The following is a 16,579-nucleotide window of genomic DNA, read 5'->3' on the forward strand; positions in this document are numbered from 1 at the left end:
GTCTACATAATTCGTGGAGGAATGGTTGAAAATAAGCAAAAATCGTTAGACGGAGTGGAGAGCGTGAAACGAAAAAAAATAGTCCTTTTTACGTTAATTTTCATGTTAACGCTGCTTGTACAGCCAGAACCGCATTTGGCATTAGCTGAAGGAAAGATTCAGAAACCTAAAGCATCGGCTAAAAAGCTGCAGCAAGTTAAGCTTACGATTACCGTTCGCTCAAGCCCGCATGCTGCACTGGTCAGCGATCTTCAAATTGAAAGCCGCGAGTTCAGCGCCGCTTTGCTTCAAGCGAAACAAATGCCTGCCGCAGACGCCATTGTTTTTCCCGATATCGACATCACGATGCTGTCAACCAGCGGAGAGAAGCATCTCCGCTTGGAGCAATCCGGCCAATTATGGAACGAAGCAACGGCTGAACGAACGATTTTGCCCCAAAAGCTATCCAAGAAGCTTGTCGGATTTGCCAAGGCGCTTCGGGTACAGCATTATGGACGATTAATCTCATGGCAGGAATCACGGCAGCTGCTGCCTAATAAAAGCATTTTTTCCGTAACGGAGCTCGAGACAGGGTTAACGTTTCAAGTGCAGCGGCGCGCTGGCAGCGACCACGCCGACGTGCAGCCCTTAACGAAGGAAGATACTCGCATTATGAAGCAGATTTATAACGATAAGTGGAGCTGGAAGAGAAAAGCGGTGCTGATCCATTCAAGCGATGCTTGGATCGCAGCCTCCATGAACGGCATGCCGCATGGCGGGGACGGAATACCGGAAAATGGCTTCTCTGGCCATTTCTGCATTCATTTTCAAGGCAGCTCCACCCATAAGTCCGATAGTCCCGACCCAGCCCATCAAATGATGGTCCATAAGGCAGCGGGTCAAGCACAGCTTTATTTGGACGCCTCCACTCCGCTTGTGCTGGCTAGAAGCTTTATCGAGATGCTGTATCATCAGGATCATGAGATGCTTCTGCTGCTTGGCGAGAAAATGCCTAAGGAAAAGCTTGCTTCGTTCATGCAGCTTACGGAAACGCTCGTTTCGATAAGAGAGCAGACCCCACCGAAGGCAAAAGGCAAGGAACCGCCAGATGAAAACAAGCTAAGCGAAGCTTTAACGACTGAGCTAAAGCTGCCCGTATCGATTCATCAGTTAAACATGCCCAGAAAAAACGGCTATTACACATTCTTTTTTAAAAGGGAGTCTGCGCAGTCGCCTTGGCGGATTCAAGATATAGCCAGCTAATCCATTCTCGAAAAAAATCCCCATAGCTTCGTGAGCTCTCTGTCATGCAGGAGTTCACTTGCTATGGGGATTTTATCGCTTACCCTATTCTATTTTGCTCAAAATCGAATAAATGGCTTTAGCCGCTTCCGCTCTAGTAGCTAAGCCGCTTGGAACAAATTTGTTGCCTGCCTTGTCGTTTAGGATGCCCGCAGCCTGCATGTCTTGCACAGCCTTGGCAGCATAATCCGCAATGTCTGACTGATCGGCGAACGATGTCGCGCTGCTTCCTGCCAGCTTCAGATTGGCAAGCCCAGCTGCTCGGTGCGCCATGACCGCCATATCCTGCCGCGAGATCAGCTCATTCACGCCAAAGGTGCCGTCAGATTTGCTCGTCTTGTATGTGCGCGGCAAATATTTCTGAGAGTCAGGAGTATGGGCTTGTGAGCGTATAAGAAAAAATATTTACCTACTCATAGTAACGCTTATAAGAATGCGCTTACATTACAAAAAACCATGAAGTTTGTTCACTTTTCCGTGTTAATCATGAATTTGTTATGAAATAGGGGGAGAATTAATATAAGCATTAATCTGAGGATGTTGATCGTGGGCATGAAAAAAGGTCGGCTCTATGAAAGCGCGAATGCAATCACCGCAGAGGGGAGCGGCGAAAATGGGCAGTAAGCACACATTTGTGCTTATGCCTTTCATTAAACCGTATACGTTTTCCGATAGGTGGAAGGGTTGATGCTGAACATTTGCTTGAAGCTTTTGCTCAAATGGTGCTCATCCGTGAACCCGCACTGCTCCGCAATAGCGGCAAGCGTTAGCGACGAATTAACGAGCAGCAGCTTGACCTTATCCATTCTGAGATTGGCAGCATACGCGCTCGGCGTCATTTGAAACTCTTGTTTAAACAGCCTAGTCAATTGCACTTGGCTTATGCCAAGCTCGATCGCTACCGATTTCAAAGAAACGCCCGCTTCCGCTTGCTGCTGAAGCCTATGCACCGCGCGCTGCAAGACCGGATTCTCGCTATATAAAAGATTTATCTTCCGATTAAAGCTTTCGATCTGATAGACATACCATAAGTCTTTGAGCAAATGATTCTTGTAATCCTGCGCTAGACTATCCTTCACATAACGGGCTTCGCGAAATAGGGAAAGCGTAGAATTCAATCTTTTGTTATTCAACACGATCAGTTTCCCAACGGGAGGAAAAGCGCCATCCGATCCCTCCCTCACACTAACGGCATCCTGCCACTGAAAGCCGATTAAGTGAAACGACAAGCCGGTCGTTTTGCGATAAAAGGTCAAATTAGGAGGGCAAAGCACCATTTCCCCTTTTACGGCTCTCTCGCTCCCCGCATTTCCCATTCTGTACTCGAAGCTTCCCTCTTCAACTATGAATAAGGCCCAGTGATCGTAAGTATCCTCCGTCTTCTGGAAATGCGCAGCATCCTTCACGAATACATGATAAATCAGTACGGGCTCAGGGAACCGGGGCTGGTCCATTTCCGCCACTCCTTTGCTGAAATTATTTACAAGAGATATGGTCATTCCTTACATTATACAACCAAAGCTTCTCACATATAATTAAATTAATTACAAGAAGGAGGAGAGGCTAATGCACACAGCTTCGCTGAATATTCCGGAATTAATGAGCCGATTTCATGAACAAGGGTACTTGGTTTTACCCGATATACTCTCACAGGAGAAGGTATCCAGCCTGAATGCAGCTATCGATGAAGTCCTTGCAGAGGAGGAAGACACGCTTGCCCATAATATTTATAATAGCGTCTCTCGGCACCCCGAGATTGCCTCATTGATCGATCACGATGAAATCCTGCCCTTAATCGTTAATTTGCTTGGCCATAATATTCAGCTGCACATCTCCCATCTAACGGTGAGAAAACCTAATCCTAACGATATCAAAACCGCCTCCCACAGCTTTATCGATTGGCATCAAGACGGCCCTCATCCGCAGTTCCCCGTTATTGCCGGCTTGACAGCTACTTATTATATTAAAGTCTGTTACATTTTGAGCGATATGACACAGCCGAACCGCGGCAATACGAAGGTTATACCAGGCAGCCACAAGCAGCCCTATAATCCGAACCATAAAGATGTGCGCCAGCAATTGGACGGAGAGGTTCAGGTGTGCGGGAAGCCGGGAGATGTATTTATTTTTGCGCAAAATCTATGGCATGCCGGCTCGATCAATCAATCCGACTTTACAAGAAGGCAGCTCTTTCTCGGCTACAGCCCAATCTGGATGCGTCCGATTGACTATCATCAAGCAGACGAGCATCTCTTGAAGGATGCCGATCCGATCCGCCGCCAGCTGCTAGGGCAAATCAGCGACAATAAATTCAAATATTATGTACCGGAAGATTCGATGGTGCCGCTCAAATCGATGCTTATCGAAAAAACCTAATGCTCCGATTAAAAAAAAAGGACCGTATGCTCGCATAATCGCGAAGCACACGGTCCTTTCTACTCAGCTTGAGATATCCGATAGCTCCGACAGCAGCATAAGCACAAGCCCCTGTCCATAGAGCGTTGGATAACATCCGATCTCATTGTAAGCCTCGATTGTAGGCATGATCGGCGTCCCGCCGGACACGCCCCTCACTTCTCCGCTCGGCTCTATTTGGAGAAGAATAGCATCTGCCGCAGCATAAGCCGCATTCAAGCATGCCGCATCGAGCAGCCCTTGACGCACTGCTTTCACGATGCCGCAAGCAATGCCGGCGCTGCCCGACGTCTCCGGGTAAAAGTCAGGCCGGTCCAGCACCGTTGCCCACAGGCCGTCCTCCTGCTGAAAACGAATAAGGCTGCGCATGAACAATTGGTAGCGTTTGAGCGTTTCCTTCGGCACGTCTGCCAAGCCTTCCAGTTCCTGCACGATCATCGGCATCGCCACCGCAATCCACGCATTGGCTCTCGTCCAGCGGGCAGCCGAAAGATGGTCCCGTGCCCCAGAATTCCATCCATGAAACAATACGCCCGTATCCTCGTCTTGAAGCAGCGTTAAGTGCAGCTCCAGCTGTCGAACGGCCTCATTCGCATAAGCAGCATCCCCAGTGAGCCTGCCGAACTTAGCCAAAAACAATACCGCCATAAAAATAGTATCCGCCCACACCTGCTCCGGGAATTCCACATTTTCCGTAACGGTATGCTCAAAGGCTCCTTCTCTTGTGCGTGGCGCTTCCGTCAGCATCCATTGCCCGATCCGCTCCGCCGTCTCCAAATAAACAGCGTCATGCGTATGCTCATAAAGCGCTGGAAAAACCGTATAAGGCGCCATCGCATTGATGACCCTAACCTTCTCCGCAAGGTGTAAATTATTTTGTGACCATTTTATTAACTCCGTCATCGTCTCGGCTTCACCCGAAAGCTCATAATAGGACAACATCGCGATGACGCCGACTCCCGGCACCCAGTCCCAATGGTTCAAATCCATGCCCCAGCTGCCGGAATGATCCTCCAGCATGTAGTGATATACGCGGTCAGCTGCCTGCTTCACTATTTCTGCCGATAACTTCGTTTGCATGCGCGACACCCCTTTTTTTGCGAAATGATGAAGCTCCTCCTTCTTTAAGACACAGGTGACGCGGCAGGCTTTAAGGCAATGGATAGTTTAATTGGATCATTATTGGGCACTCCATTCCGCTTGCTCTCAAAACTAGCTTCTACAGCATCCTCGCTAGACACCACCGCGACCTCGCTTTCTGCCTCGCCAATTACTAGCGAAAAGAGAACAGCTGCTTTGCCCATCGCTTCAAAATCAATTCTACGATCCTCATCGTCATGTAATATCAGGTCAAAACAGATCATGCCATTGCTTCTTGTAAGCTCCCATTTCCAGCTGTCGCTTCGCTTATCGCCACATGCCCCCGTTCCTGCTCCAAAAGCCGCAAACAGCGTGCGCAGAGCAACCTTGCAGCCTCCGATTATTGCTTGCGCCCGTTCCCCGTTCACTTCCGCGTCCACATGGTCCAAGCAGCCGCCAAGCTCTATCCGAACTCTGAAATCAGAAGCAGCGATGCTGCCTTTTATTCGATCAAGGCTCGGATGCGTATCTCCTCCATCGGTTAGAAAGCGGATGCCGAGAAGCAGCTGGCTCCCCTCTACTCTGCTGTTTAGTACAGCCGAGCAATAATCGTATCCGTCATGCAGAACGCGCAGCTTCAAATAAGCCGCCTCTCCGCCATTATCAAAGTAGACAAGCAGCGGCCGCGTTTGATTCCACATAATTTCCTCGCTGGACACACCAATCGCAAAGGAAGGGGTCATGTACGTTGTTGCCCACTTTTGCTGCCCGGTCTGCTCATTTCTGGAATAGAGCTGATGGAGATGCCTATCCTCAGACTGTGTGAAATACGACAAAAACTTGTGCGGACAGCGTATCCCGCTCCCAAACCACTCCGCATCATACGGCTGCTCTTTTTCAAATGCAAAAGCGACCCTGCCGTCCGTAGCGATTTGTAAAAATGACTTCGCCATATCCGTTAGCAGCGTACTGTAGCTGCGGCTGTGCGGCCCGGACCACTGCTTCGTCGCCGGGTGAAAATGCTCTGCAACCATGCGCCAAGCGCCATCGAGCAAATCTTCCGCAACCGCTTTGGCTTGAGCGCTTGCCGTCATCGTGTACATTTTGGACAGCTCGGTGATGGCGATAACCGAATACGTGGGGCTGTTAAACTCATGAAACGTGCCAAGCTGATTCGTGAAAGCATGGAGCTTCTCCAGCCTTCGAAGACCGTAATCGGCGAAATCCCGCCGCTTGTATGTCTCGCCCGCGATAAGCGTGACGAAGGCGCCCATCAGCGCGATATTTGTATAATTTGGACCAACTTCCCGCTTAATAATGGCATCGCATGCGCAGAAAACAGCCTGCCGGATCCGCTCCCGCAGCTCCTTAGGCAGCTTATAGCCATGCCGGACTTCGATTTGCACGAGCTGCTTCCCGCAAAAATCAGCCCAGTTCCAGTCTGGCGGAGACATTTTCGCAAGCGGCTCCTCGTAAAACCAAGGCCATATGCCATACGTATGGTGTGCGGCATTTTGGTCTTGCAGCGAGATCACTTTATCGATGGTATCAAAAGCCCGCTCGGCGTATTCCAGCAGGCCGCTATCAAGCAGAGCCAGCGCATAAAGAAGGGAAGGATAAGTAGGATGAACAAGCGGGAATTCCACTGCCGTTAACGTCGTATGGTAGCCGGGACTATGAAAGGGCAGCTTCAGCATGTTTTCTTCCGGGTCAAAAAAAGGCTCCCAGTATTGGATTTTTCCGAGCAGCAGCGGCTTATGGTCAATTGGGTTGTCCGTCTTATCCATATATCCCATCCTCTCTAATTAACGTATCCTCTTGGCTCTATGAGAGCGGCCAAGAGCAGACAGAGAGCAGGCCGCCATAAAGGCGAACTGCTCACCTCCTGCCATTCAACGTGTAACGGTTAAGCGCCGTTCTCTGGCGTTCCGGTAGGCAATGGTGTTCCACTAGGCTCTGGCGTTCCACTAGGCACCGGCGTTTCGCTAGGCTCCGGCTCTACAACCTCAGTGGGCGCAGGCGTCCCCGCCTCCGGTTCAATGACTGTAGCAGCTGCGACTGTCACGACGCAGCTGGCTGTAAACGAACCGTCCGCTGTCGTCACCGTTATCGTTGCCGTGCCTGCTCCTACAGGCGTCACTGCCCCTGCGTTTACTGTCGCAACATTCGGATCGCTTGTCGTCCACGTCACCTCTTTACTCGCTGCATTTTCGGGCGTCACCGCTGCAAGAAGCGCAGCCGCAGGATCACCCGCGGTCATTTCCAGCGTGGCTTTGTCAAGCGTCACGCCGCTAACGCTTACCGCTCCCGCACCGCCGATCAACATAGGCTTGAATAGTTTAGACTGCTTAGTGGAGCCGATGCCTCCGCCCCACTCCAGCCATCCTTTCCGTCCGTTGCCGTCGTTCTCGTTCACAAGCGCGGACAAGCTTAGCATTCCGTCACTCGGAGCGATCGGCGACAGTTCCGTCCAAGGCAATGCCAGCCGGTAGATCGTATCCTTGTTTGTTTCGTCTCTCGTAATCTGGAGCTGGCGATTCGTAACCGGTCCGGTCAGTACGCCGGTCATCGCCATCCACCGGTATAATTCCGGTCCGCTTGGCGTAAGCGCCATTCCGTATTCATACCATTCCGCCGCCTCTCCCGGCGTTCCCAAGGAAATAGCAAACTGAATGCTGTCGCCGCTCCAAATCGCATCCCCGGTTTTGGTTTGCGAGAATAGATCGTCATGGATCTTGGCCGACAGGTAGAGGTGGTCATTATCGTATGTGACCCATAGATTGCCGCTCAAATCCTCCGGCCCATTATGCGGCACCACTCTTGAATGGCCTTCCGCAAACAGGTCGATGCCAGGTAGATCGTCGACATCGTCCAGCGGGCCATCTACCTGCACGGTGCGGTTAACGATGGGCGTCATGCTGGCGACAGCGATATTTTGCAAATTGCCTGAAAGCGACAGCACGGTGCCATCCTCCAAGTAAACGGTAAGCTGGTGAGGCGTTAAGGTTCCCGCGGGCAGAGGAGGTATCGGAAGGTCAATCGTGTAATCCGTAAAGCCCGGCAATACCGTATTATAGGTTTCCGATTCGGTTGTCCCGCCCACCTGCCAATCGATCTGTGTCAGCCGCCTATCAACCGGTTTCGTATTATCGATACGAACTCTCAGGAAGTCGCTGCCCTCTTTCAGCACATGCTTGGCAGAAAGCTCCTCCGATTGCTTGATCACCACCGTATTTTTTAACGCGCCGATTTTTTTGCCGCCAACTACAAGCTCCGCTGTCGCTGTGTAGCTGCCAGGCTCACCTATTCCTTGAAATACGGTAGGATAGGTGCCGACTGAGGAAGCCTGTATATTCTGAACGGCTCCTTGCAATTGAATGCGGGCGCTTAGCGGATTCCAAGATGATGCTTTGTATACGGATAACGTTACGCTGACAGGATCACCGGTAAAGTACGGCTCGCTCTTAAGCGTGTATTTGCTGCCTTGAATGACTTTATCGATTTTCCCTTGGATAAATAAAGGCTCGCTAGAAGCCGTAATATAAATTTCCCCATCTTTAGGCGTGTAGGTTGCCGTGCGTCCCATCATGTTCGTTACGACCAGCGGTCCATTTGTTTTCAAAGTCAGATTCGTTTCCGTATCCGTTCCTGACCAAAGCACATGAATGGTTTTCTGGTTCTTATTAAATTTATAGCGATAGATGCCGTTCGCAATCTCCTGGCCGGTTAAGCTTGCGCCGGTCAACTGCCGCGCTGCCGTCGCTAACGCCACATAACCCGGTTTCGGCGTATAAGCGCCAAGCGGATCGCCGCCATTATGAATAATGCCGAAGTTATGCTCGTTATATTTCTTATCCGTTCCATCGTCCATCAGATCGTACCAGAACATTTTCTCCACGCCCGCTGCCATGCCAAGTACATAGGTGCGTATCAAATACGCTGCCTGCGTCTTCTCATCCACCCCGCGAGGGTCAAGCTGCGTCGGCCATCCAATCTCCGAGAACCAGATCGGCTTCGTCTGTCCGTTGTTATACGTTTTCACCAGTTGGTTTAACGAGGCTACCTCATTAAGCAATCCTTCCGGCTTGTCGGGGTAACGGTAAGGGTGTACGGACAAGGTGTCCATGTAATTCAATCCGCCGAGCTGGAACAAGTCCTCCAGCCACTCTTCCGGAATGCCTGCGGTCGCGCCTCCAAGCACATTCAGATCCGGGCGCACCGATTTGGCAGCCTCGTAGCCTGCTTTCATTAAGCTGAAGTAAACATCCGGCTGGGATGCGGCTGGACCGTTTCCTCCAAAACCGGGCAGGTTGAACTCATTCCACATCTCGCCCCATTTAATTTGGCCTCCGAATCGGTTCAGCACGGATTTTGTATAATTTGCATAGGCGGCGTGCGCTTCTGCCGAATATGGCGTTTGAAAATTATCGTAAAATTGATTGGAAAAAGCGAAGGTCATAAGCGGATCGATGCTGTTCTCGAGCAAGCCTTCCATATAGAGCGTAAATTTTGGGTTATAGGTGTAGATGCCTTTTTTAAGCTCGATCTCGGACCAGAACATCGCATCCCGCACGCTTTTGGCGCCTGCATACTTGACCAAAGGAATCATCTCGCGGTTCCAGCTATGGGCAAAATGTGTCTGAACGCCAAATGGCGATGCGGTCACTGCCGCCAAATCAAACGTTGGCACCGTGGCGAAGGTCGTCTCTGTCGTTTTGAGCAAAGCCCCTGCTTGATAGGCGGACAGCTTTAAGCGGTAATAGCCGTCTGACTGAACCGGCACCTCCAGCCTGATCTTTCCACCGGTAACCGGCGCGCTTCCAGCTGAACCGGGCTCCCCCCAAGCGTCATAGGTTTGCCAGGTGACGGTATCCCCTGTCGTCAGCACATCAAAAGTACCTTTGCTTGCACCGGCAAATACGTTGCCAACCTGCGTTTGAGCGATGGCTAGATCAGGTACGGTCACCTTGATTCTGACATCGTCGAACCATGCCGTGCCGCTCTTAAGCCCTGTGCGCAAGCCCGCCCGTGCCACCTTGATGGTCATCTTCTTAAGCGACGGATGCCACGCTCCGTCATTGGCTCCTCCCCAGTGCGTATATTCGCTGCCTGTATTAAAAGCATTCACGGTAACCTTCTGCCAAGCCGTTGTCGGCTGAAGCACCAGCCTTTGCGAATGATTTTGGTTCGTGCCATCCATTAGAACGAGGTATATCGATGCGGCGTCCGCAGTCTTTACCCAAAAGGATAAACTGACCGCGTCTGCCGGAACAATCCGTTTCGTCAAATACCGCTCCAATGCAACGTAGGAGCCCCCGCCATTAAAGTCGCCCGTCACCTTGGCCGAGGAGAGCCCCGTTTGGAACGCGGACTGATCTCTTGTAAAGCTTCCTTGCGCCCCGGGAAATTCGGCTCCCAGCAGGAAGTCCCATACTTCGTCGGAGCTTTCATAATCGCCTGCTTGCAGCTCTGCAACCACCGCTTCCGCAGCCGCTGCAGGTTCATTTTTGCCAAGCGTACCGGATGCCGTCATGATCAATGCAAAGACGAGGAATAATGAAAAAACTTTTTTCATGGTCATCATTTTCCATCCATCCTTTGCTACTCGGATCGGCGATTAACCCTTCCCGCATCGCTATAACCGAATACGGGAAGGGCCTTCCCCTCTACTTCAGATGCTCCTTATTCGTCTCGTACCACTCCTGCACCAGCTTCTCTACATTTTCTCCGCCCAAACGCTTCCACTCCTTGCGAATATCCTCCATTCCGGCCTGCGGCGTAAGCGCGCCCCCTCCAGTCACGATCTTGGCTTCAATTTGCTGCGCGATCGGAGCGAAGGTTGCAATCAGCTGGCTTACCTCAGGCAGGTCAGGATTATAGGCGATGTCCCGTCTGTATTTATTTTTCATCGCGGTCTCAAGGCCCGCTGCTTTAAGCACGGCCTGCTCTTGCGAAATCGGATCTTGGGCCGCCATCACCGCATACCATTCCGGCTTCGGATCCCATTCGTTCAAGATGGCATACTCTCTTGCATAGAAGACTTCTTTCTTGAACTTATCAGCGTCGGTCTTCTGCGGAACTTCGCCAACGAGCTTATAGTGGACGTCCTTCTCTCCGATTCTGAGCGGCTCCCAGCCCTTCTCCAGCATCCAGTCCAAAAACTTGACGCCTGCTTCGATTTTGTCCTCTTTCATATTGGTATTAAAAGCGATATACATATTGGCCGGCACTTCCTGGTAAAGGCCATTTTTTCCGTACTTCGAAGCGACAGGCTCCAAAGGCACAACTTTCGCATCCGGCACATTTTTCTTCAAATCAACAAACTCCGCGCCCATCGTCCATGAGCCGAGATAGATGCCGGATTTGCCTGTCGTCCAGAGCTGAAGCGAGCGCTGAAAATTCGTATCCGTAATGTATTCCTTATCGATCAACCCTTCGTCAAAAAGCTGCTTCTGCAAAGCAAGCGAATCGGTATACCGATCCAGTATCCGGCCGAACGTAAGCTTGCCGTCTTCCAGATACCATTGGTTTTCGTTATCGAAGAAAAGGGCTCTTAAAATTTGTACTCCGTTGTAGTTAAAGGTGATCGGAACGGTGTCCGCCGTGCCGTTGCCGTCCGGATCGCCCTCTTTGAACTTGCGCGCAACCTCAACTAATTCTTCAACTGTAGTAGGAGCTTTCAAACCCAACTTATCTAACCAATCCTGACGAATCATAATGCCGTGATTGGCTATCGTTTCTTGTCCGCGCGCGCTTGCAATCGCATACATTTTCCCGTTGATCGTGAGGAAGGGCTTTAGCTCCGGATGCTTCTCCAAATACGCCTTGTAGGTTGTGCTGTACTTTTCGATATATTCGTCAATCGGCTGAATCGCGCCCTGCGCAGCGAGCTGGCTAATGTAGCTGCGGTCGTATTCCCATATTAAATCCGGCGCCGTCCCCGATGCGATCAGCGTATTTAATTTTTGCTGCACCTGTGTACGCGGCACGGGTACCCATTTGACCTTAGCAGGCGCATTTTCATTGATCCACTTCGTCCAGCGGTTGTTTTCGTAGCTGCCTTCCTCCGTTGCCACTTCGCCCCGGTCAAGGATAGATACGCTGATCTCTTTCTTTTCCTGAACCACAGGCGCTGGCGCATCGGTCTCGTTCGGCGCGGCAGAAGGTTTAGTCGGCTCGGATTTCCCCGTGCAGCCAGCCAGCAGTACAAGAATGAAGCTAGCAATCATGATCAAATTGCGGATTTTGTTCTTTTTCATCAAATACATCATCCCCTTTTCCTTATTAACCTTTAACCGAACCGATCAAGACACCTTTCACAAAATGTTTCTGAAGGAACGGATATACGCACAGAATCGGCGTGACCGCAATGACGATTGCCGCTGCTTTAATCCCCTCCGGCGTTAACAAGATTTGCCCGGCACCCTCGCTTCCCCCGGTATTGTTAAGCAGGCTTGCATCCACTTGATTGATCATCTGGTACAGCTTCACCATCAAGGATTGCGACGTCGTTTTTGTGATATAAAGCAGAACGCTGAAATAAGAGTTCCACCAGCCAACGGCATAAAACAGCGACAAGGATGCGATGATCGGCTTGCACAGCGGAAGCATGATCTGCATTAAAACCCGCCAATCCCCCGCTCCGTCCATAGCCGCCGACTCTTCAATTTCCTCGGGCAGCCCTTCCATGAACGTTTTCATGACAAACATGTTATAGGTACTGATCAAGCCTGGCAGCCATAAGGCCCAGTAAGTGTCCATTAAGCCCAGTGTCTTGACGAGAATGAAGCTCGGAATGATGCCGGAGACGAATAACATCGTGAACGTAACGAACATCAGCAATCCGCTGCGGCCTACCAGGCGGCGTCTCGAGAGCGGATAGGCGGCCAGTATCGTCATAATCATGTTCAGCGCGGTACCGACAACCGTGATCAAAACCGTATTTCGCAAGCCGATCAAAATTTGCCCGTCATCAAAAAGCCGATCGTAAGCATGCAGGTTGAATTCAATCGGCCATAGCATCACTTCTCCGGCTGTAATCGCCCGGCTGCTGCTAAAGGAGGCGGCTACCTCGTACCAAAGCGGGAACAGGGCGATTAAGGACGAGAGGCCAAGAAACGTATAAAGGATGATTTTGCTAATCGAAGACAGCGCGAGGGCCGCGGCAGCATTTCTTTTCACCGTTACCATAACCCCCTCTCGCCGAACTTTCGTATGAGCCCATTAACGCCCACCACTAGAATAAAGCCGATCAAGGACTGGAATAAACCAAGCGCTGTCGTGTAGCTGTAATTCATATTTTGCAAGCCGACCCGGTATACGTAGGTGCTTATGACATCCGCTACGTCCAGCACGGATTGGTTTTGAAGCACCAGCGTTTGCTCGAGGCCAACATCCATCATATGCCCCATGCGGAGGATCAATAAGATGGCGATCGTGCTGCGAATGCCCGGAAGCGTAATATGCCAAATTTGCCGCAGCTTGTTTGCCCCGTCGATTTTGGCTGCTTCGTAAAGCTGTGGATCGATCGAAGCCATCGCCGCTAAATAAAGAATCGTCCCCCAGCCCGCATCGCGCCAAATGCCGGATACGGTATACACGACAGGCCACCAACTCGAATCCGCCATAAAATAAACCGGCTCTATGCCTAATTGTTTTAGGAGCAGATTCACGACGCCTGTGCTTGGCGATAGGATCGCGATGACGATTCCGCCCAGCACAACCCAAGAAATGAAGTGGGGCAAATACAACAGGTTTTGCACCGTTCTTTTGTACCATTCTCTGCGCACCTCGTTTAGCAGCAGGGCAAGCAGGATAGGCACCGGAAAACCAAACACCAGACTATAGATGTTCAGAAGCAGCGTGTTGCGAAGAATTCTCCAAAAATCCAAGCTTGCGAACAGCATTTGAAAATGATGAAACCCGACCCACTCGCTTCCCCATATTCCATCAATAAACCGGTAATTTTTGAATGCGATAATCTCGCCCGCCATCGGTGCGTATTTAAAGACCGCATAAAACAAGATGACAGGCAGAAGCATCAAATATAAGTGACGATCCCGCTTAAGCCGTATCCAAATCGTCCTCCCCCCCTTTATGTTCCGTCTACGATTCGATCGTACACAAAGCGCGGAAAGCTGGAAATAGACATGTTCTGTGACTGGTCTCTTTTATTGTGAAATGGCGCAGTCACCTTTCTTGAACAGGTTCATTCTTTTGCTGTGACACGTGACAAAGCCCGCCATAGCAAAGAAAAAACCGGGGCGACGCCTCCGCTATGGAAGTGTGCCACCGGTCTTACGTTTGCTCCGTATCTTGCCCCGATAGCTTCCTGATGGCGTGCTCGCGGAACTCTGTCGGTGTCATCCCCGTATATTTTTTAAACGTCCGCAGGAAGCTCCGGGTATTCATATACCCAATCGCCTCCGCGATGTCGTTCACCTTCTTATCCGTGTCGGCCAGCAGCGCTTTCGAGGCGTCAATACGAATTTCGATTAGATAGTCGATGAAGTTGCGCTCGGTATATTCCTTGAACTGCTTGCTGATGTAGGTCGGGCTCAAATGAAACTGTTCGGCTAGAAGGTCGAGCGACAAATCATTTTCATGGTAATGGGCTTGAATGTATGTAAGCATCCGCTCAATCGTGTCGTTTTTTCCTCTCTGGCTGCGTTTGCTCGTAAGCTTGGCCGCCAGCTCCTCAAGAACGGCGAGGACGAGGCTCTCTGCCTGCTTCCAATTCTCGCTGCGCTCGATCTTCTCGTAAATGCTGTCCAAGTTGCCCATCGACTCCTCGGGACCGATCCCGATTGCATCCGCAACCTGCAGCGCCTTCACAATTAAATCGAACGAAAACTGACGGATAAGGTCGGGGGGCAAGCCAAGCTCCACCGCCTTCTCGAAGGCTTGATGCACATCCTCCTTCATTTTGTCCGTATCCGTCTGCTTGAGCGCCTCCATAATCCGCGTCGCCTTCCGGTTCAATCGGTAATAGTCCTGACTGTCCGGCGGCTGCAAATCCTCGATTGAAATGACCGAATGGCTGCCAAAAAGCATCTTGTAGCGAAGCGCCTTAAGCGATTCGCCGTAGGAGCTTTGAATATCGCCCAATTCCTTGACGCATCTGCCGACGCCAACCGTGGCGACTAAGCCGAATTGCTTCTTAATGACCTCCAGTATCCATTCCAAAATAGCAAGCGCGCGCAAATGGTTTTGCTCCGCTTCGCCTTCCGCGAAGCTAAACACAAGCGCCGCCCGTCCGCCGCCCAAATCGATAGCGACGCCCGCATCCTCCTTGCCCATCAGCTCCTCCGCCACGTTGCAAAACACATACGTATAAAGCGTTTCATCGCGCGGGCTCAAGCTGCCTTCCGCTTTGCCTATTTCCGCCGTGCATACAAGGTAGCGCTCCGAATAGAGCTTAATGCCGGTAAATTCAAGGTGATGCCGCAAAGCTTGGTAGTCCGTTCGGTAGCCGGTCAGCATATCCATGATCAATCTCCATTTGAGCACGGACTTGGAATCGCGCACATGCTTCTCCAAATGCTCCCGGTCCTCCATCATCTGCTCGAACACCGTCTCCAAATAGGTGAAGCCCGCCGTATCGAATCCGCGCTTCTTATCCGGCTGATAGGTGCCTGCAAGCTTGCCAACCAGCCGGTCAAGCGGCTTGAACGTTAAGCGGTTGACGTAGAACAGCACAATTAACGCAAGGACGACCATAGCACCAGCTAATATGAACAGCAGATTGCGTGTAATCTGGAGCGGCTCGTAAATTTGCGATTCCGGCATAATGCTGACCATTTTCCACCCCGTATAGGCGGATGTCCGGTAAAACACCGTTTGCGGAACGCCGTCCAGCTTGATTGATAGGGAGCCGCTGCCTTCTGACGAGAGCACGTCTTTCATATAAGGCAACTGCTTCAAATTTTGATATAGCAGCGTTTTGTCGTCGTGGCTGACGACTTTCCCATCCGCGTCGAATATAAACAGATGGCCAGCCGAGCTTTCCTCATAGACGGATTTAATCATGCCGTAGAGAACATCCTCGTTAATGTTGACGGCAACGATGCCGTTGCGGTAGCCCGGACTGCTTAGCGTCGGGTAGGAGCGAACCAGCGTGACCACGTTTTGGGTCGTCGTTCCATCCCACACCGGATGGGTGGTCATCCACTTGAAATAACCCGGCATGTCCATGTAAGCAGCCAGCCAGTTGTCTACCGGAGCAATATCATTCATATAGGCCTTCTCGGTCAAAATATCGCCGTTCACGGCAGAGTAAACGAAAATGGATGAGAAAGTAGGATTCGCGTTAATAAAGTTTTTTAATTTTGTCGTTAATCCATAATAGTTGCTGTATTTTTGGGCGTCGTCATTGTAGCTGTCCAGCATGAAATACACGAACTCAAGCTCTTCCATAAGTGCAAGCAAATCTTTCTCGGTCTGGCGGAATGCGACTTCGATCTTTTGGTCTACTTGCTTGAGCAGAGCGAGATTCGTATTGGTCAGATCGGCCTCAAGCGGTCCAACCGTTCCCCGGTAGGACAACCAGAAGGTCAACACAATAATAAGCAGAAAGATGCTTCCGTAGATGGTCATCACTTTTCCCGAAATGCTTGATTTCATTTACAACCTCCTCACGGGATGCAGCTTGTTCATTAATATATGCATCATATGAGTTCGGCATTATCATTTAATAGCTTTTAAGGCAAATAAGAAGCGAAAAAAAAAGAACCCTACAGGCCAGTGGTTGACCTGCAAGGCTATTTGTTATTTTCGAACGATCGTTTTAATCTATTTTTTTCAC

At 50.7% G+C, this 16,579-nt stretch carries 11 protein-coding genes; 2 read left to right on the forward strand and 9 right to left on the reverse strand.

The window, feature by feature from the left end; all coding sequences use genetic code 11:
- The first annotated feature begins 63 nt into the window (after positions 1-63).
- Positions 64-1,242: a hypothetical protein gene (locus A7975_RS15575; protein ID WP_141680304.1), complete on the forward strand. Its 1,179-nt coding sequence runs from the start codon at positions 64-66 to the stop codon at positions 1,240-1,242.
- Positions 1,243-1,326: 84 nt separating this feature from the next.
- Here the strand turns inward: A7975_RS15575 and A7975_RS15580 are convergent, their stop codons facing one another.
- Together A7975_RS15580 and A7975_RS15585 are read right to left on the reverse strand one after the other, a co-directional pair.
- Positions 1,327-1,590 carry an S-layer homology domain-containing protein gene (locus A7975_RS15580; RefSeq protein WP_065385681.1) on the reverse strand — a complete coding sequence of 88 codons (264 nt, stop codon included), beginning with the start codon at positions 1,588-1,590 and terminating at the stop codon, positions 1,327-1,329.
- Positions 1,591-1,931: 341 nt separating this feature from the next.
- Positions 1,932-2,735: a helix-turn-helix domain-containing protein gene (locus A7975_RS15585; protein WP_065385682.1), complete on the reverse strand. Its 804-nt coding sequence runs from the start codon at positions 2,733-2,735 to the stop codon at positions 1,932-1,934.
- 112 nt (positions 2,736-2,847) lie between these two features.
- On the opposite strand from A7975_RS15585, the gene A7975_RS15590 reads away from it, so the two are divergent.
- Positions 2,848-3,657 carry a phytanoyl-CoA dioxygenase family protein gene (locus A7975_RS15590; protein WP_053372365.1) on the forward strand — a complete coding sequence of 270 codons (810 nt, stop codon included), beginning with the start codon at positions 2,848-2,850 and terminating at the stop codon, positions 3,655-3,657.
- Between the two features lie 63 nt (positions 3,658-3,720).
- On the opposite strand, the gene A7975_RS15595 is transcribed toward A7975_RS15590, so the two are convergent.
- From A7975_RS15595 to A7975_RS15625, 7 genes are all read right to left on the reverse strand, one after another.
- On the reverse strand, positions 3,721-4,776 hold the full coding sequence (locus tag A7975_RS15595) for a glycoside hydrolase family 88/105 protein (RefSeq protein WP_065385683.1): 1,056 nt from the start codon (positions 4,774-4,776) through the stop codon (positions 3,721-3,723).
- A gap of 44 nt (positions 4,777-4,820) precedes the next feature.
- Positions 4,821-6,563 (reverse strand): hypothetical protein, encoded by a 1,743-nt coding sequence (locus A7975_RS15600; protein WP_065385684.1) that lies wholly within the window; start codon positions 6,561-6,563, stop codon positions 4,821-4,823.
- Positions 6,564-6,682: 119 nt separating this feature from the next.
- Positions 6,683-10,360 (reverse strand): Ig-like domain-containing protein, encoded by a 3,678-nt coding sequence (locus A7975_RS15605; RefSeq protein WP_065385685.1) that lies wholly within the window; start codon positions 10,358-10,360, stop codon positions 6,683-6,685.
- Positions 10,361-10,442: 82 nt separating this feature from the next.
- Complete coding sequence (locus A7975_RS15610; RefSeq protein WP_065385686.1) at positions 10,443-12,035, reverse strand: extracellular solute-binding protein; 1,593 nt, start codon at positions 12,033-12,035, stop codon at positions 10,443-10,445.
- A gap of 25 nt (positions 12,036-12,060) precedes the next feature.
- The gene (locus A7975_RS15615; RefSeq protein ID WP_255314296.1) at positions 12,061-12,957 is read right to left on the reverse strand and encodes a carbohydrate ABC transporter permease; all 897 of its coding nucleotides are present in this window, start codon (positions 12,955-12,957) and stop codon (positions 12,061-12,063) included.
- Between the two features lie 2 nt (positions 12,958-12,959).
- On the reverse strand, positions 12,960-13,817 hold the full coding sequence (locus tag A7975_RS15620) for an ABC transporter permease (RefSeq protein WP_082198270.1): 858 nt from the start codon (positions 13,815-13,817) through the stop codon (positions 12,960-12,962).
- Positions 13,818-14,073: 256 nt separating this feature from the next.
- Positions 14,074-16,398, reverse strand: a complete 2,325-nt coding sequence (locus tag A7975_RS15625; RefSeq protein WP_053372373.1) for a helix-turn-helix domain-containing protein — start codon at positions 16,396-16,398, stop codon at positions 14,074-14,076.
- Positions 16,399-16,579: the final 181 nt, after the last annotated feature.

The organism is Bacillus sp. FJAT-26390 (genome assembly GCF_001682865.1).
In the GTDB taxonomy this organism is placed as follows: domain Bacteria; phylum Bacillota; class Bacilli; order Paenibacillales; family Paenibacillaceae; genus Pristimantibacillus.